Origin of the sequence: Saccharopolyspora sp. NPDC050642 (genome assembly GCF_040654735.1) — a bacterium.
In the GTDB taxonomy this organism is placed as follows: Bacteria; Actinomycetota; Actinomycetes; order Mycobacteriales; family Pseudonocardiaceae; genus Saccharopolyspora; species Saccharopolyspora elongata.
In genome coordinates this window covers 1-17,026 of the sequence record NZ_JBFAIN010000025.1, presented here as the reverse complement: position 1 = coordinate 17,026, position 17,026 = coordinate 1, and the positions used below count along the sequence as shown (strand labels likewise).

The following is a 17,026-nucleotide window of genomic DNA, read 5'->3' as shown; positions in this document are numbered from 1 at the left end:
GGAGGAAGTCCTGTCCACCCACGATTCCGGCACCGCCCTGCTGGACACCATCACCGGCCTGGTCGAAGCGCTGCGACCGGAGATCCTCGACGTCAGCCACCGGATCCACGACCGGCCCGAGATCCGCTTCACCGAGCACCACGCCGCGAAGCTGCTGCGCGACTCGCTGAGCGCGCACGGGTTCGACGTCCGGGAGCGGGTCGCCGATCTCGACACCGCGTTCGTCGCCGAGTTCACCAATGCCGGCGACCACGACGGCCACCTGCCGACGGTCGCGATCTTCCTGGAGTACGACGCGCTGGAGGGCCTCGGGCACGGTTGCGGGCACAACACGATCGCCGCGGCCGGGCTCGGCGCCGCGATCGCTGTGAAGCGCTGGCTGGCCGAGCACCCGGGCACCGCCGCGCGGATCCTCGCGGTCGGCAGCCCCGGCGAGGAAGGCGGCGGCGGCAAGGCCTACCTGATCGAGGCGGGCGTGCTGTCCGAAGTGGACGCCGCCATGATGGTCCACCCGACCGGCGCGAACCGCGTCCACATGCCCTCGTTGGCGCGCGAGGCCGTGGAATTCGTGTTCACCGGTGTCCCCGCGCACGCCGCCGACACCCCGCACGAGGGGCGCAACGCCCTGGACGCCGCCACCCTCGCGCTCAACGCCATCGGCCTGCTGCGCCAGCAGATCCGCCCGGAATCCCGCGTCCACGCGATCATCACCGACGGCGGGCAGGCGCCCAACATCATCCCGGAGCGCGCGGCGATCAGGGCCTTCGTCCGCTCCCCCGACACCCGCTACCTCACCGATCGGCTCGTCCCGGCGGTCCACGACTGCGCGCGCGGAGCCGCGCTGGCCACCGGAACGGACGTCGAGATCCGCCGGTCCGCGCCTGCCTACGCCGCCATGCGCAGCAACGCCGTGCTCGCCGAGCTCATCACCGGCACGCTCGTCGCGATGGGCCGGGAGCCCGGTGCGGAGCTGCCGAACCGCGCCGGCGGCTCCACCGACATGGGCAACGTCAGCCAGGTGGTGCCGTCGGCGCACCCGCTCCTAGAGCTCATCCCCGGCGTCACCATGCACACCCACGAAGCCGCCGAGGCGGCCGGTGCCGCGGCAGGCGACCAGGTCGCCTTGGACGGAGCGGCGCTGCTGGCCACCACCACCATCCAGCTGCTGACCGAGCCCGACCTGCTGCGGCAGGCGAAGGAGGCGTTCGCCCAGGAGTGACCGGACGGCGCAGGCAGCCACGCGGCAGGCGCGTTCGGCGAATCGACGGGGACGCCCCGCGATTCCGGCGCCTGCCGAGGAAATCGAGCGAGAGCGAGGAACCATGAGTCACGGCGGAACGATCCGGTTGACCAACGTGCGGATCATCGACGGCACCGGCGGCTCCCCCGTAGAGGACGGCGAGATCGTTGCGGCCGACGGGCGGTTGACCTACGTCGGTCCCCGGCGCGAGCACGCCGGGGTCACGCCGGTCCGGACGGTCGACGGGGGTGGCCGCACCGTGCTGCCCGGCTTCTTCGACACCCACGTGCACGCCACCATCGCGGTCGAGGAGAACGCGCGGAACGTGGTGTCCGACGCCGGGAGCTACGCGACGCTCAAGACCGCCCGGCGGCTGCGCCAGACGCTGGACGCGGGCATCACCACGATCCGCGATCTCGGCGGGCTCGACCACGGGATGCAGCGCGCCCTCGACGACGGGCTGATCATCGGCCCCCGGGCCCGGATCGCGGTCCAGGTGATCTCGCCGACCGGCGGCCACGCCGACCTGACCCTGCCCAACGGCAAGGTGATGCCGCTGGTGAACGTTCCGAGCCTCTGCGTGGCCGATACCGACGAGGAAGTGCTCACCACGGTGCGCACCCTGATCCGCTCCGGCGCCGACGTCATCAAGGTCTGCACCACCGGCGGGGTGTCGAGCCCGACGGACCAGCCGGACGACCTCGGGATCACCGAGCACCAGATCGCGCTGATCCGCGCCGAGCTCGAACGCCATTCGCGACCCCGCCAGATCGCCGCGCACGCGCAGGGCACCGCGGGCATCCTGGCGGCGATCCGCGGCGGCGTCGACAGCGTCGAGCACGGTTACGAGATCGACGACCAGGGCGTTGAACTGATGCTCGACAAGGGCACCTTCCTGGTTCCGACGCTCAGCGCGGCCCTGCGGGTACCGGATCCGGCGCTCGTGCCGCCGTACCTGTACGAGAAGAAGGTGCGGTGGTCGGAGATCGCCCGCGGGAACCTCGCCAGGGCCATCCAGGCCGGGGTCCAGGTCGCGCTCGGCACCGACGCCGGCGTCTGCCCGCACGCGCGCAACCTGCTCGAACTGGCGCACCTGGTGGACCTGGGCATGTCCCCGTCGGACGCCATCGTGGCCGGCACCGCCAACGCGGCGCGACTGCTGGGGCTCGCCGGCGAACTGGGCACCCTGGAGGCCGGCAAGATCGCCGACCTCGTGGCCGTGTCGGTCGACCCGCTGACCGACATCGCCGCCCTCGCCGACCCGGATGCCATCGAACTCGTCGTCAAGGACGGTGTGGTCGTCAAGGACCTCACCACCGCCGCGACGACCGGCACGGCCGCGGCCTCGCGAACCGCTTGACGTTCGGCGAAGCGGCAGGGGGTGGGCGGGTCGCCCACCCCCTGCCCCAGTGTCACTGTTGGTCTTCTCGCCAGTTGTCGAATTCCTCCGCGGTGGTCACGCCGTGGTCCAGCACGGCCCGGTACACCTCGTAGCTGGCGACGCCGTCGGCCGGTCTCTTCGCGAGTTCTTCCTTGATGGCCAGCACCAGGGCCCGGTGGTCGTCGTCGAGCCTGGGCGCGAGGGTTCGCAGGTGTTCGAGGTCCGGTTGCCGGTCGGGGCGATCGACGAACCAGATGTCCAGCGTCCAGTCCGCGCCGTCCATGGCCCGGTAGGAAACGCCCAGGTACAGGCCGTCCGGGTAGCGGGGGTCGGTGTTCCACATCCCGGTGTCGTCGCGGAACCGGACCTCCCGGACCCGTTCCAGCACCGCAAGTTCCGCGCCGATGCGCGCGACGGCCAGGTGGACGTCCCGGTCCAGCTCCCGGCAGACCACGGTGACGTCGAGATCCCGCCGCACCATGACCCCCAGGGCCGAGCTGCCGACCTGCACCGGCTCACCGACCGCGCCGAGAACGGCCATCAGGTCGAGCTCGGCGGCCACCCGGCGGGCCTCACCGTTGACGAGTTCCTGCTGCTCCAAAAGGCGTTTCTCCGTCACGCCCCGGATTCTGCCGTGCGCGCACCGCCCCCTCGCACAGCAGGCGGCTTGGAGGCCCCGCGATGTACTCGCAGAGGCTCGGTCGTTCTCCGGTAGGTCGAGCCGGTTTCCGCCCGGACCTGGCAGGCCACTGTGGACACCAGCGGATCACTCCTCCGCGCGGCCGGATCGCCGGACCGCGCGGTGGTGGGGCGCCGCGGTGCCGATGACGACCGCCAGGGCTGCCAGCGGTAGCAGCGGCAACGCTCGCGGCACCGCGAACAGCAGGACCCCGCCCGCCGCGGCACCGGCCACCACCGCCAGCAGGAGTGCCGCTCCCCGCACGTCGAACACCCTGTCCCGGCCGCCGGTCGCGAGCCCTTCGACCACGCCGGTCAGCGTGCCGGTCAGGTACGTGGTGGACACCTTCGCCCTGCTCCCCAGCCCGCGCATCGCCGCGCTCTGCAGGCCCATCCCGACCGATGCCAGCACAAGCAGTCCGAGCTGCCAGGCCCCGCTCGGCCGCGCATCGGTCACGACCCAACCGGCGGCGAATCCGGCGAGCACGACCGCTTCGACCAGCAGGACCGCCGTGACCCGCACCGGCCAGAGCCGACCGTGCCGCCTCGGCGACCCGGTGATGTGGCTGCCCGCCGCCACACCCGCGATGTAACCCGCGAAAGCGACGAGAGCGTGCACTGCCAGCGGAGCGGAAGCCCGTGCGATCGCAAGGCCGAGCAGCACCAGGTTGCCGGTCATCACGCTGCTGAACACATCGCCGAGCCGGGTGAAGCTCGCGACGTCCACGGCGCCGCTGCCGAAGGCCAGCAGCACCGCCATGGCCCCCAACGGCGGATCGCCGCCCTCACCCCGAGCAGCGCTCACAGCACGCCCACACCTACCTTCACGACGCACCACCCTCGTCCGGAAAGCGAACAGTCCCCTTGTGTACCGCGGCAGACCGGTTCCCGCCCGCGGAGCCGACGTCACCTGGCGGCCGCGCGAAATGGAACAATCGGGCCCATGACCGAGTTCGCGTCGCCGCAGCAGATCGCCCACCGCACCTCCGCCGCAGTCGACGCGGCCGTCGGGGTGGGGCGCGACCTAGGGCTCACCGTGACCGATGCCCGGGTGCTCCACGACCTGTTCTCCGTCGTCGTCCACCTCGCGCCCGCACCGGTCGTGGCCCGGATTCCCACCGTGCTGCCGCACAACACCGAGCTCGACTCCCTGGCGCGCCGCCAGCAGGCGGAACTGGACGTGACGCGGTGGCTCGCAGACCGGGGAACGCCCGTGATCCCGCCCAGCCCCCTCGTGCCCCGGGAAGCCGTTCAGCGCGACGGGTTCTCGATGACGTTCTGGCAGTTCGTCGAGGAGTCCCGGGACGGGGAACCCGACTACGTGGCGAACTCCGAGCTCGCCGCCGACCTGCACGCCGCGCTGCGCGCGTACCCGGGACCGCTGTCGTTCCTGTCCTCGGCCGAACCTCAGTTCGTCGCGGAAAGCCTTGCCCTGCTGGAAAAGCGCCCCGACCTCATCGGTCCGGCCGAGCTCGATCGCGCAAGCCGGGAGTGGCAGGTCCTGGAACCGCTCGTCAGCTCGCGCGCGGCGTTCGAAGGGGCGTTCCCCGGGGTCGGCCTCCAGCCCATCCACGGCGACTCCCCGCCCGCGAACATCTTCGCCGGGGTGGACGGGCACCTCTTCGCCGACTTCGAACTGGTCACGCTGGGCCCCGTCGAGTGGGACCTGGCCGCGCTCGGCCCCGACCTCGAAGCCGCCTACAACCGCGGCGCACAGCGCAACGGCCTGCGGCCGTTGAACGACGAAGTCATGAAGTTCGTGAACGCCGTGGGGATGCTGCGGGTCGTCGCCACCCTCACGCTCGTGCCGCAACTGCCCGTGTTGGAGGAGTACCTGAAGCCTGCCGTCGCCCACTGGCAGGCGATGCCGTTCGCAGGCGGCATGACCAGCTGACGCCGGCGAGCGCTGTTCCGGCTACGGCTCGGCGATGATTCTGGTTTCGCGGAGCACTTCGGACGGTTCGATTCGCACAGCACCGGCCCGACCGCACTGCGGGCGAGTTCGCCGGCCGGGTCGAATCGGAATCCGTCCACGTGTCACGCCAAGCGGAGCGCCTTCTCGTCGTCGCGACTGATCACAACGCGCTCGGCGGCTTCTGCGAACGCCCGCACCCGAGCCGTTTCCCCCGCCGTGCGCCACACCAGCGCGACCTCGGAGTCCGGCATGCCGCGCAGCGGCACGAGCGCGATGTCCGGACGCGCGTAGTACCGGGACACCGATTCGACCACGGGCGACACGCCCTGCCCGTTGGCGATCGCGGTCAGCAGCTCCTGGAAGGTGCGCACGGCCTGGCGGCGGTTGATCGGCCGGCCGCCCGGCGTCGTGGTCGGGACGTGGAACTCCCACCAATAGTCCGGTGCCGGGCCCACCACGTCGATGACCTCCACCCGGGCCAGGTCCTCCACCGACACCGAAGAACGCCCGGCGAACGGGTGATCGACCGGCACCGCGAGCATCCTCGGCTCCGACAGCAGCACCGGCCCCACCGTCAGGTCCGGCTCCGCCACGGGCAACCTGGTGATCAGCGCGTCCACGTCGCCGATGCGCAGCGGGCCGAGCGGGTCGGCGCAGTGCACCTCGGTCATCCGCAGCTCGCAGCCGGGGTGCCGGGTGCGGAACTCGGTCACCAGTTCGGCGGTCCACTCGTTCGCACCGGAGCCGAGGAAGCCGACCCGGAGAACGCCCTCGATGCCGCGCGCGGCGGCGGAAGCCCGTTCGACCGCGCGGTCCAGCTGCAGGTAGGCGTCCTTGACGTCCTGCCAGAACTGCTTGCCCAGCGGGGTGAGCGCGACGCGGCGGCTGGTGCGGTCGAACAGCCTTCCCCCGATGCGGCGCTCCAGGGACTGGAGGTTCTGGGTGACCCGCGGCGGAGACACGTGGAGCCGTTCGGCGGTGCGCCCGAAGTGCAGTTCCTCCGTCAGCACCAGGAAGGTTTCCAACTCGCGGAACTCCACCCCGATCGCCTCCATCGTTAAACGTGCCTTAGCGAAGCTACCGCAGTTCGGCGTTGTTCCCCGGCCCGTTCGAGCCGATTCTCGATCAAGAAAGCACGAACGAAGTCCTTGATCCGAAAGGTTGAACGTCCATGGCACCGCCCAAGTCCCCGGGCACCGCGCCGGCCGAGGCCGGGAAGCTCTCCGCCCACCAGTGGCTGATGCTCGTCGCGGTGATGACCGGCACGTTCCTGTCCATGCTCAACGACTTCATCGTCAACGTCGCCACCCCGGCCATCCGCGACGAACTGGGCGCGAGCTTCGCCGAGGTACAGCTCATCATCGGCGGGTACATCCTGGTCTACGGCGTGGTGCTGGTGACCGGCGGCCGGCTCGGCGACATCTTCGGGCACCGCAAGATGTTCCTCCTGGGCAGCGGCCTGTTCACGCTGGCATCGCTGGCCTGCGGGCTGGCGCCCGATCCCGCGCTGCTGATCGTGTTCCGCATCATGCAGGCACTCGGCGCCGCCATCTTCTACCCGCAGGTGCTGTCCATCCTGCAGCTGGCGTTCACCGGTCGCGCACGCGCCAAGGCCTTCAGCGTGTTCGGTGCGACGATCGGGCTCGCCTCCATCGCGGGCCAGCTCATCGGCGGCGTGCTGATCGGCGCGAACCTGTTCGGCCTGACCTGGCGGCCGATCTTCCTGATCAACGTGCCGGTCGGGCTGATCGCCATCGCGATCGCCGCCGCCACCCTGCCGAAGCTCGCCGACACCGCCGAGGCGCGGCTGGATTCGCTGGGCGTCGGCCTTCTGACGGTCACGCTGGTGCTGCTGATCTTCCCGCTGATCCAGGGCCGCGAACTGGGCTGGCCGTCGTGGATCATCACGCTGCTGGTCCTGGCCGTCCCGGCGCTGATCGTCTTCCTGCTGTGGGAACGGCGGGTCGCCAGCCGCGACAACTCACCGCTGGTGCCGCCGCAGCTGTACAAGATCCGCAGCTTCAGCGCGGGAAACGCGATCGCTCTCCTGTTCTTCGCGGGCAACAGCGGCCTGTTCTTCCTGCTACCGCTGCAACTCCAGGCGGGCCTCGGTCACACCGCCCTGTACGCGGGCCTCACCTTCACCCCGCTGGCGGCGACGTTCACGATCGGTTCCCTGCTCGCCCCGAAGTTGCAGCCCGGGCTGGGCAACCACGTGCTGAGCCTCGGCTACGCCATCAACGTCCTCGGCAACGTCGCCATCCTGTTCACGGCGATCAGCGCGGGCGCCGGCATGACCGGCTGGATGCTGGCACCGTCGATGGCGGTGATCGGCGTCGGCCAGGGCCTGGGCATGAGCCCGCTGGTGGCGGCGGTGCTGGTGGACGTCCCGGAGGAGGACGCGGGCGCGGCCTCCGGCGTCATCCAGACGATCATGCAGGTCGGCATGGCGTTCGGGGTCACCGTGATCGGGCTGCTGTTCTTCACCGTCCTCGGCGCCGACACCGCGCCGGCGGCCTACAGCCAGGCGTTCATCGCCGCCCTGGTCGCGCAGCCAGTGCTGGCGCTGCTGGCGTTGGCGCTCGTCCCGCTGCTGACCAGCCGGCGCGCAGCCACCGGACACGTCCCAGCGCCGGAGAGCACCCCCGACACCACCGCCGCGCACTGAGATCCAGAAGCCCCACCATGTCACCGCCACTTCCTCCCGGCCGGTCAATTCCCCTGCACGGCAACACAAGTCGGCGTCGCGTCAGCGTTCCGCGCGCAGCGGTCTTCGAGCCGCTTGCAACCGCGGCGCGCAACGCAACGGCCTGCGGCCGTTGAACGACGACGTCCTGAAGTTCGTGACCGCCGTGGAGCTGGTGCGAGTCATAGGCAGCACGAGCAAACTCCTTGCCGTGTCATGGGCCGCGACGAACTCGCCGGGCACCGCCCGGACTGGGCGGCGGTCCGCGCTGATCCGGCCGGACGGCCACGTGGCCTGGGCCACCGAGGACCCGGCCGCACCCAGGCCCAACCCGTGGTGAGCCCGCGCGGCCGGTGAGATCACCTCTCGGCGAGCCGCGGCCCCTGTGCCCAGGCTCACGACCGCATTTTGGCCGATCTTCGCGGGTCGGCTCGCGAGGAGCCGATCTCGGCCCGGACGAGCCCGGGGCCGGCGTCTTCGATCTTCTCCGCGCGGCGGATTACCAGGCTCCTCACCAGTGCAAATGTCGCCAGCGGCGTTGATGGCACGGGATCCCGGGGCGGCCGCTTCCGGGAATTGCCGGGGAGTTATCGACCGATCAGCGCCAACCATTACGGAGCGGAGTCAAGCCGGGTCAAATACCGACCTGATCAGGTGACACGTTGAAGTGCCAGTGACCCTTAGTTACGTTGCTGGTGGCTGTACATCACGGTCCGGTCACGACGCCTCGCCCCGAGAGGCCACCGCACCCCGGCGGTGGTGCCCGGATCTTCCCCGACCCGGAAAGGCGCACGTGCACAAGCATGGCAACGCGGGCGGCCGCACCCCGAAGGCCGCAGTCCGCGCACTCGTTGACAAGTTCGGCCCGAAGGCGGGCGGTACCGCCCGCATCGGCAAGGTGTCCGGCAAGGTGCTCCCGGTGGTCGTCGCCGGTGGAGCGCTCGTGATGGTCGGTCAGCCGCTGCTGGCCGGCGCGGGCCCGGAGCAGGCCGCCCCGCACCCCGTGCAGATCCGGCCCGTCGACAACGAAGCTCCGCTGGCCCCTGCCGCCGCCCCGGCTCCCGAAGCCCAGGCCGCCCCCGAAGCCCCGGCCGCTCTCCCCGCCCCGGCGGCCCTTCCAGCCCCGGAGGCCCCCGCCGCCCCCCTGGCCCCGGCTGCCCCGGCTCCGGCCGCCCCGGCCCCGGCGGTCGCCCCGCCGCCGGTCACCAAGTCCCTCGACGTCGACTACCAGGCGCAGAAGACCAGCTACTGGTGCGGCCCCACGGCGGCCCGCATCGCGTTGTCCAGCAAGACCGACGCGCTGCCGGACCAGGGCACGATGGCCGCCGAACTCGGCACCACCGAGAACGGCACGGACACCATCGGCCAGGTCGTCGACGGGCTCAACAAGCAGCTCGCGGGAACCGGCACCCAGTACGTCGCCCGGGACTGGAGCGACCGCTCGCTGACGCCGGAGATGACCGAGCAGCTGTGGTCGGACACCGTACGCAACGTCACCGACGGCAAGGCGATGGTGGCCAACATCGTCGCGGCGCCCGGCAACCAGCCGCCCGGCTACCCGTCGAGCCAGACGATCTACCACTACGTGGCGATCGTCGGCTACAACGCGGCGGACAAGACGGTGCACATCTCCGACCCGGCGCGGTTCAGCGGGATCGAGGACTACTGGCTGAGCCTCGACCAGCTCGCTTCGCTGATCCAGCCCAAGGGCTACGCCGCCTGACGAACAGCACCCATCACCGAGTACCGATGAAGGCCCGCCGCTCCCCCGGCGGGCCTTCATCATGTGCGCACCCCGCCAGCCGACGCCCGCTGCACCCTCTGGCCCGGGCGGCTGCGCCGGTGCCGCCCGTCGGCACCGGCAGACCGCCTACAGCGCGAAGTACCGCAGCCAGACGTAGAGGGTGGCCAGGGCGATGGTCACCGCGGTGACCACGAGGCCGTGCTTGGTGAACTCCCAGAAGCCGATGGGATGGCCGTTGCGGGCCGCCCAGCCGATGGCGACGACGTTGGCGCTCGCGCCGCGATGGCGTTGCCGCCGAGGTCGGCCCCGAGCGCAAGCGAACACCACAGCGCCCGGCCGATGTCCGGATCGGGCACGGTGGCCACGAGTTCCTCGACGATGGGCATCGTGGTCGCCACGAACGGGATGTGTCGATCATGCCGCCGACCACCGCGGAACCGATGATCAGCCCCACCGCGGCCAGCAGGTAGTCGTCGCCGGCCAGGTCGATCGCGGCGCGGCCGAGGGTGTCGATCGCGCCGACGTCGACCAGCCCGCCCACCATCACGAACAGCACCAGGATGACCATCAGCCGGAAGGTCCGGCCGCAGCTCTTCTTGGCCGACCAGATGGCGAGGTAGTCGAAGACCCCGGTGTGCTTGAGCACGCTGACCGTGATCATCATGCCCAGCAGCACCATGACGGCGACCCCGCCGAGCGCGGCGGCGACCCGGTGGATGCGTTCGGTGGCGATCAGCACGAACGCGGTCAGGAAGTCGAGGATCGTCAGGGCGGTGGTCACGGCCGCGCCTCCCCCTCATCCGCGACGGGGCCACCCGGTCGACCGGGCCGGTGTCGGCGCGTCCCACGGTTCGCCCCGGGCTCGTGCCCGTCAGGGGTTCGGCCGCCAGGCGAGGTGCCCGATGGAGGCGGCGAGGACGAGGCCGCCCGCGAGGAGCAAGGCGTGTCCGAGCACGAGACCCGCCCCGAGCGCTCACCGGATTGCAGGCGACCGCCGAGCTTTCCCGCCGCCACCCCGATCTGCGCATCCTCATCCTGACCATGTACGACAACGAGCAGTACTTCTTCGAAGCCCTCAAGGCCGGTGCGTCCGGTTACGTGCTGAAATCCGTCGCGGACCGCGACCTGGTCGAGGCGTGCCGCGCCGCCATGCGCGGCGAACCCTTCCTCTACCCCGGCGCGATCACGGCGCTGATCCGCAACTACCTCGACCACGCCGCCGACGAGGAGTCGAGCACCAGGGTCATCACCCGCCGCGAGGAGGAGATCCTCAAGCTCGTCGCCGAGGGCCACTCGTCGAGGGAGATCGCCGACCTGCTCGTGATCAGCATCAAGACGGTCGAACGGCACCGCGCCAACCTGCTGCAGAAGCTCGGGCTGCGGGACCGCCTCGAACTCACCCGCTACGCCATCCGGACCGGGCTCATCGAGCCGTAGCCCGTTCCTGCGATTTCCCGGGCGCCCGTTCCCGCATCGATGAAATGGCGATGAAATCGGGCGGCGCGAATGGATTTCCCGCCGAATCCGGGTTGACCCCGTGATCGCCGCCCGACGATCATGCTCACCGTATCCGGGCCCGGTTCAACCGTTTTCGTTCCTCCTCAGCGCGGCGCGCGCACTTTCCGCGGAATGTGCGGTCGATGCTGCGCGCAGATGGAAAGGCATTCCATGCGATTGGTGAAGAAGGCATGTCTGGCGCTGGCGGGCGTCGCACTGGCCGCGGGTCTGGGTGGCGTCGAGATCGCGGCGGCCGCGCCGGAACCGGCGGCGACGGCGGACTGCAGTCATCTCTACCTCCTGACCGACGGCAGGGGCCGGGGGCTGACCGGCCGGACCTGGGACGACGCCGGGACGGCCGTGCCGGCCGGGGCGCACATGGAGAAGTTCCGGTACGAGGACGGGATCGTCCCGGGCGTGCACCCGCACAGCCTGGACAACACGCGCCGGGTGGCGGCCCCGGCGCTGGAGAAGCGGGTCGTCGACTTCCACCGCGCCTGCCCGGGGTCGAGGATCACCCTCGTCGGCTACTCGTTCGGCGCGCTGATCTCCGGCGACGCGACCGAGCTGCTGGCGAGCAAGAACGAGGTCCCGCACCAACTGGTCAACGCCGTGCTGATCGCCGATCCGCGCCGCGGCGTCGCCGACACCGGCGCGCAGGGGCCCTCCGGCGGCATCATGTCGGTCGCCCCGGACGGCCCGGGCATGCACACCCCCGGACCGCGCGACTTCCGCGACATCAAGGTGGCGAGCATCTGCCGGGAGGACGACGTCGTCTGCAACGCCGCGAACCCGATCTCCAACGCGCAGGCGTTCTCCGGCCAGCTGCAGCGGCTCAACACCGCGCACGGCGCCTACGGCGACGCGGATCCGAACCGGAGCTTCTGGGCCAGGCCGGCCGATTTCGCGGACGTCGGGCACCTGCTGCTCCCGCCGTCCGCGCCGATCACCTGGGGCCCGCCCGCCTTCCCGGCCCCAATGCCCCGGGAAATGCTGAACGACAACGAGATCTACCAGGGCGTGATGGACGGTCTCACGCAGTCGGGAGACACCATTGCCTGGGCGAACGTGCTGAACTCGTTCGGCCTGCCCGGTGACCAGATCGTCCACGGGTTCTGGCAGGCCCTGCAGGAGGCCGGTGCCGGCTACTGACCCTGCCGACCGAGGAACAGATCTCCGTGGCCCGCGTCGTTCTGGACGCGGGCCACGGGTGCGTCCGCGACCGCGCGTCCTGGCGGCGAACTTCACCAGCTCTCCCCACGGCGCGGGAACGCCTCCGCGCGGCGAACCTGGCGGATAGGGTGTGCGCCGATGGAACGCCGTCGCTCGGGTGAGCGACCTCGTCTGGTCGAAGGAGGGCGCGATCGCCAGCGACGAGGGCACTCCCGCGCTGCGGTTCGCCGTCCTCGGGCCGCTGCGGGCCTGGTGCGGCGACAAGCCGGTGGGGCTCGGCCCGGTCCGCCAGCAGGCGGTGCTCGCCGCGCTCCTGCTGAACCGCAACGCGGTGCGGACGGCGGACGAGCTGCTCGGGGCGATCTGGGGCAAGGAGCCTCCGGCCAGCGGCTCCAACGTCGTCTCCGTCTACCTCTACCGGCTGCGCGCCGCGTTCCGCGCCGCCGGGGCGACCGACGAAGTCATCCGGCGGCACGGGGCCGGCTACCAGATCACCGCGTCCGCATACCTGGACGCCGCCGAGTTCGACTCCCTGGTGGACCGGGCGACCGCAGCGCTGGCCGCCGACCGGCGGGTGGACGCCGAGGCCGCGCTCATCAGCGCCACGGCGCTGCTCGACGGAGAACCGCTGGCCGGGCTGCCCGGCGGCCACGCGGCGGCCGAACGCCAGCGGCTGCTCGATCGCGGCCTGACCGCGTGGCGACAACTCGCGGATCTGTGGATCCGCAGCGGCCGGCACTCCGCCGCCATCGACGCGCTGAGCGCACTCATCGCGGAGCACCCCTACGACGAGCCGAGCGTGGCGCTGCTGATGCGGGCCCGGTACGGCGGTGGCTGGGTGGCCGATGCGCTGCAGGACTACCGGAATCTGCGCGATCGCATGGTGCGGGACCTCGGCGTGGAGCCGGGGCACGAGCTTCGCGCGCTGCACCAAGCCGTGCTGCGCGAGGACGACGTCACGATCGGTCTCGGCGAGCGGGTCGCTCCGCCCGTGCGGCGCGGTGCCGGACGCGTCGAGCTGCCGCCCGACAACGTCCGCCTGGAAGGCAGAGCCGACCAGATCTCCGCGCTCACCGAGCACCTGTCGCCGCGTGCCGATGGCGCACCGCACCTGGTCGCCGTCGACGGCATCGCCGGGGTCGGGAAGTCGGCGCTGGTCGTCTACCTCGCCCACCGGCTGCGCCCGGCCTACCCCGATGGCGCGCTGTTCCTCGACCTGCACGGGCACACGGCAGGCCGATCGCCGCTCGGTCCGGCGGACGCGCTCGGCCGGTTGCTGCGCACGATCGGCGTGGCGGACCGGGATGTGCCGGACGACGTCGACGAGCGGGCCGCGGTGTGGCGCGCCGCGACCGCCGACGCCCAACTGCTGGTCGTGCTCGACAACGCCGCGTCAGCCGAGCAGGTCCGCCCGCTGCTGCCGGGTGGGGGCGGCAACCGGGTGCTGGTGACCAGCCGGACCAGGCTGGTCGACCTCGACGTCGACCACCAGGTCACCCTGGACGCGCTCGGCGAGGACGCCGCCACCGCCCTGCTGTCCAGGCTCATCGGCGCTGCCAGGGCGGAGGCCGAGCCGGACGCAGTGCACGACGTCGTGCGGGCGTGCGGAGGCCTGCCGCTGGCGCTCCGGATCGTCGCGGCCCGAATGCGCAGCCGACCGGCGTGGACCTTCGCGCACCTGGCGAGCCGGCTCGCGGACGGCAATCGCAGGTTGTCCGAGCTCGCGGTCGGCGACCGCAGCATCGAGGCGGCGTTCGCGCTGTCCTACAGCCGGCTGCCCGCGGCCGAGCAACGGATCTTCCGCCTGCTGGGCGAGATTCCTGGTATCGCACCGGATCAGTACTGCGTCGCAGCGCTCGCCGACGTCGCACCGCCGGAGGCCGGGCACCTGCTGGAGCGGGTCGTCGACGCCGGCCTGCTCGACGTGGCGGCGATCGACCGGTACCGGCTGCACGACCTGGCGACCGACTACGCCCGCAGGCTGGCCGAGGCCGCGCCGGAGCCGGGGGCGCTGGAACGGGTGCTGGACCACTACCAGCGGGCGACCCGCCGCACCAGGGTCCTGCTGACCGGTGAACCGGATCCGGAACCGGACGACCGGGGCGGATTCCCGTTCACCGACGCCGAAAGCGCCGCGGACTGGCTGACCGGATGCCGGGTGACGCTGCTGGAGCTGGTCGAGCACGCCGCGCGAACCGGCCACCCGGCGGCGGCCGGGCGGATCACCTCCGCCGTCGTGGACCCGTACACCATGCGCACCTGGTTCTCCGATGCCCGCCGGATGCACGAGTGCGTGCTCACCGCCGAAACCGATCCGCGGCAGACCGCTCCACTGTGGACGAGCCTGGCGAACGTGCACGGCATGCGCGGCGCTTACCAGCAGGCGTGGGACTGCTTCGAGAAGGCCCTCACCGGCTACCGGGCGCTGGACGACGCGGAGGGCCAGACCAGGGCGCTCGGCGGGCTGGGCGCCGCGGCCAGGTCCCTGGGCCGGCACGACGAGGCCGCCGGGTACCTGACCCGGGCGCTGGGCGTCGCCGAAGACCTCGGCTACGACCGCCTCCGGATCCTCATGCTGTCCAACCTCGGAATGCTCCACGGCCAGATGCGCCGGCACGGCGTCGCGCTGGAACAGCTGCGCGCCGCGGCGGTGCTCGCGGCCGAGCTGGACGATCCGCGGATGCGCACCATGACCGTGTGCGCGCTCGGCGAGCAGCTGTGCCGGGTCGGCGCCACGCAGGAGGCGGGCGAGGTGCTCGCCGAGGCGCTGGACCTCGCGCAGCGGACCGGTGATGTCCTGATCCGCGGGTTCGCGCTGACCCACCTGGGCACCGTGGCGGAGCAGTCCGGCGACCTGGACACCGCGATCGCCCGGCATCTCGCCGCGCTGGACGCCGTCGACGCCGACGCGGTCGAGACCACGATCGAGATCCGCAACCACCTCGGCGACGCTTACCTCGCGGCGGGCCGCCCTTCGGACGCCAGGAAGCAGTTCCTGACCTCGGTCGAGCTGACCGAGAGCGCCCCTAGCCCGGTCGCCCGGGCACGAGCGCTCCGCGGCCTGGCGCGCTGCGGTCCCCAGTAGCGCAACAGCCCGGGCGTCGGCGAGCGTCCCTGGAGTGATCGTCATGCCCGACAGCGCTGCCGCGGCCCCGAGCACGTCCGGGGACGAGCTGAGCCAGTGGATCAACGATGTCCAGCCCCTGGTGATGCGCCTCGACACCTGGCACGTGGACCAGGAATTCGAGTCCAGCCCGACATGTCCGAGGATTCCCTGCTGGTGCTGGAAGAAGCACTCGTCAACTCCTACCGGCCCGAGGGCGGCCCCGATGCCGCGGACTTCCGGCGCGGGGCGATGGCCTACCTCGGCGAGTCGTTGATGATGATCGCCGGCGGCCAGTGGGGCTGGGCCGCCGACGAGCGGCCCGTGGTACTTCCGGACCCGGAACTGCACCTGGATCCGGTAGACCCGCTGAACCTCATCGTGGAAGCGCTGGAAAGCCCGCATCGCTAGACGTCCTCGGGCGCCTGGAACCCGGAAGCTCCCCGCGCACGCCTCGCCCGGTACGCCGCCCCCAGCGAAGACAGCCCGATCACCTACCGCGAAAGGTAAGTGGACCAAGATCAGCTGAAGACTTGTACCAGACGCGCTCGGCTGGCCGGGATCGTACCGCCGGAGGCATTGCCCACCTGCAAGCCAGAGGCTGCGGGTTCGTGTACCGCCCGGTCTGTGAACACAGCGAAACCCGCCACCGATGGAATTGCCGTTCAAGGTTCATTGCGGGGCTCGAAACGCAGGAGCGGGAGTGGTCCGCGACCGCTCCCGCTCCTGCCGTTGCTCAGACCTTCTCGTCGAGCGCCTTGGTGGTGTCCACGCGCTTGCGGACGGCGAACCAGCCGATCACCAGCGCCACGACCAGCACCGGCACGCACAGCAGCGTCAGCCGCCCGGCCGGGACGTCGAACCACATCAGCACCACCACCGACGCCAGGAACGCCAAGGTGGCGATCTGCGTGACCGGCGCGCCCGGCAGCCGGTAGGACGGCCGCTCCACCGCGCCCGACTTCGCCTTGCGCACGAACAGCAGGTGGCACAGCACGATCATGGACCAGGTGGTGATGATGGCGACCGCGGCGAAGTTCAGCACGATTTCGAACGCATCCCCGGGCACCACGATGTTGAGGCCGACGCCGAGCACGCACACCGCGCCGGTGAGCAGGATGCCGCCGTAGGGCACCTGGCTGCGGTTCATCAGGCCGGTGAACTTCGGCGCCGATCCGGCCGCCGACATCGACCGCAGGATCCGGCCGGTGGAGTACAGCCCGGAGTTCAGGCTGGACATCGCGGCCGTGAGCACCACGAGGTTCATCACGTCGCCGGCCCACGGGACGCCGATGCCGGAAAGCACCGTGACGAACGGGCTTTCGCCCTTCTGGTAGGCGCTGAAGGGCAGCAGCAGCGACAGCAGCACGACCGAGCCGCAGTAGAAGACGGCGATCCGCCACATGATCGAGTTGATCGCCTTGGGCATGATCTTCGCGGGGTTCTCCGTCTCCCCAGCCGCGACGCCGACCAGCTCGACGGCCGAGTAGGCGAACACGATGCCCTGCACCACGAGCACCAGCGGGATCAGGCCGTTCGGCAGGATCCCGCCGTGATCGGCGATCAGGCTGAAGCCCGGCTGGTGCCCCGCGATCGGGTCGCCCAGCAC

General features: G+C 71.3%; 14 protein-coding genes and 1 pseudogene. 10 read left to right on the top strand and 5 right to left on the bottom strand.

Annotated features, from left to right (window positions below):
• Positions 1-10: 10 nt before the first annotated feature.
• Together AB0H93_RS29890 and AB0H93_RS29885 are read left to right on the top strand one after the other, a co-directional pair.
• The gene (locus AB0H93_RS29890) at positions 11-1,219 is read left to right on the top strand and encodes an amidohydrolase (protein ID WP_358576930.1); all 1,209 of its coding nucleotides are present in this window, start codon (positions 11-13) and stop codon (positions 1,217-1,219) included.
• Between the two features lie 103 nt (positions 1,220-1,322).
• A complete protein-coding gene (locus tag AB0H93_RS29885; RefSeq protein ID WP_358576767.1) occupies positions 1,323-2,600 on the top strand; it encodes an amidohydrolase family protein in 1,278 nt (425 codons plus the stop codon).
• 52 nt (positions 2,601-2,652) lie between these two features.
• On the opposite strand, the gene AB0H93_RS29880 is transcribed toward AB0H93_RS29885, so the two are convergent.
• On the bottom strand, positions 2,653-3,240 hold the full coding sequence (locus tag AB0H93_RS29880; protein ID WP_358576766.1) for a hypothetical protein: 588 nt from the start codon (positions 3,238-3,240) through the stop codon (positions 2,653-2,655).
• Positions 3,241-3,387: 147 nt separating this feature from the next.
• Positions 3,388-4,104 (bottom strand): YoaK family protein, encoded by a 717-nt coding sequence (locus AB0H93_RS29875; protein WP_358576764.1) that lies wholly within the window; start codon positions 4,102-4,104, stop codon positions 3,388-3,390.
• Positions 4,105-4,242: 138 nt separating this feature from the next.
• On the opposite strand from AB0H93_RS29875, the gene AB0H93_RS29870 reads away from it, so the two are divergent.
• Entirely contained in the window at positions 4,243-5,193 is a 951-nt protein-coding gene (locus AB0H93_RS29870) for a phosphotransferase (protein WP_358576762.1), read from the top strand.
• A 143-nt stretch (positions 5,194-5,336) separates the two neighbouring features.
• On the opposite strand, the gene AB0H93_RS29865 is transcribed toward AB0H93_RS29870, so the two are convergent.
• Positions 5,337-6,269: a LysR family transcriptional regulator gene (locus tag AB0H93_RS29865; RefSeq protein WP_358576760.1), complete on the bottom strand. Its 933-nt coding sequence runs from the start codon at positions 6,267-6,269 to the stop codon at positions 5,337-5,339.
• 116 nt (positions 6,270-6,385) lie between these two features.
• Here AB0H93_RS29865 and AB0H93_RS29860 point away from each other — a divergent pair, with 116 nt between their 5' ends.
• The 3 genes from AB0H93_RS29860 (at position 6,386) to AB0H93_RS29850 (ending at position 9,623) form a co-directional block, all read left to right on the top strand.
• On the top strand, positions 6,386-7,882 hold the full coding sequence (locus AB0H93_RS29860) for an MFS transporter (protein ID WP_358576759.1): 1,497 nt from the start codon (positions 6,386-6,388) through the stop codon (positions 7,880-7,882).
• A gap of 151 nt (positions 7,883-8,033) precedes the next feature.
• On the top strand, positions 8,034-8,240 hold the full coding sequence (locus tag AB0H93_RS29855) for a hypothetical protein (protein ID WP_358576758.1): 207 nt from the start codon (positions 8,034-8,036) through the stop codon (positions 8,238-8,240).
• Positions 8,241-8,693: 453 nt separating this feature from the next.
• Positions 8,694-9,623, top strand: a complete 930-nt coding sequence (locus AB0H93_RS29850) for a C39 family peptidase (protein ID WP_358576757.1) — start codon at positions 8,694-8,696, stop codon at positions 9,621-9,623.
• 13 nt (positions 9,624-9,636) lie between these two features.
• On the opposite strand, the gene AB0H93_RS29845 is transcribed toward AB0H93_RS29850, so the two are convergent.
• On the bottom strand, positions 9,637-10,425 hold the full coding sequence (locus tag AB0H93_RS29845) for an SLC13 family permease (RefSeq protein WP_358576755.1): 789 nt from the start codon (positions 10,423-10,425) through the stop codon (positions 9,637-9,639).
• Between the two features lie 200 nt (positions 10,426-10,625).
• On the opposite strand from AB0H93_RS29845, the gene AB0H93_RS29840 reads away from it, so the two are divergent.
• The 4 genes from AB0H93_RS29840 (at position 10,626) to AB0H93_RS29825 (ending at position 15,828) form a co-directional block, all read left to right on the top strand.
• Positions 10,626-11,081 carry a response regulator transcription factor gene (locus AB0H93_RS29840; protein WP_358576754.1) on the top strand — a complete coding sequence of 152 codons (456 nt, stop codon included), beginning with the start codon at positions 10,626-10,628 and terminating at the stop codon, positions 11,079-11,081.
• A gap of 240 nt (positions 11,082-11,321) precedes the next feature.
• A complete protein-coding gene (locus AB0H93_RS29835; RefSeq protein WP_358576753.1) occupies positions 11,322-12,293 on the top strand; it encodes a cutinase family protein in 972 nt (323 codons plus the stop codon).
• 178 nt (positions 12,294-12,471) lie between these two features.
• A complete protein-coding gene (locus AB0H93_RS29830; RefSeq protein WP_358576752.1) occupies positions 12,472-15,399 on the top strand; it encodes a BTAD domain-containing putative transcriptional regulator in 2,928 nt (975 codons plus the stop codon).
• 174 nt (positions 15,400-15,573) lie between these two features.
• Positions 15,574-15,828, top strand: a complete 255-nt coding sequence (locus AB0H93_RS29825; protein WP_358576751.1) for a hypothetical protein — start codon at positions 15,574-15,576, stop codon at positions 15,826-15,828.
• A gap of 325 nt (positions 15,829-16,153) precedes the next feature.
• On the opposite strand, the pseudogene AB0H93_RS29820 reads toward AB0H93_RS29825, so the two are convergent.
• Positions 16,154-17,026, bottom strand: a pseudogene (locus AB0H93_RS29820) (L-asparagine permease); the annotation flags it as partial.

What these genes read in the sequence shown, in the direction of transcription:
- AB0H93_RS29885 (WP_358576767.1), top strand. Translation starts at nt 1,323, where the DNA reads ATGAGTCACGGCGGAACGATCCGGTTGACCAACGTGCGGATCATCGAC.
- AB0H93_RS29870 (WP_358576762.1), top strand. Translation starts at nt 4,243, where the DNA reads ATGACCGAGTTCGCGTCGCCGCAGCAGATCGCCCACCGCACCTCCGCC.
- AB0H93_RS29865 (WP_358576760.1), bottom strand. Translation starts at nt 6,269, where the DNA reads ATGGAGGCGATCGGGGTGGAGTTCCGCGAGTTGGAAACCTTCCTGGTG.
- AB0H93_RS29860 (WP_358576759.1), top strand. Translation starts at nt 6,386, where the DNA reads ATGGCACCGCCCAAGTCCCCGGGCACCGCGCCGGCCGAGGCCGGGAAG.
- AB0H93_RS29825 (WP_358576751.1), top strand. Translation starts at nt 15,574, where the DNA reads ATGTCCGAGGATTCCCTGCTGGTGCTGGAAGAAGCACTCGTCAACTCC.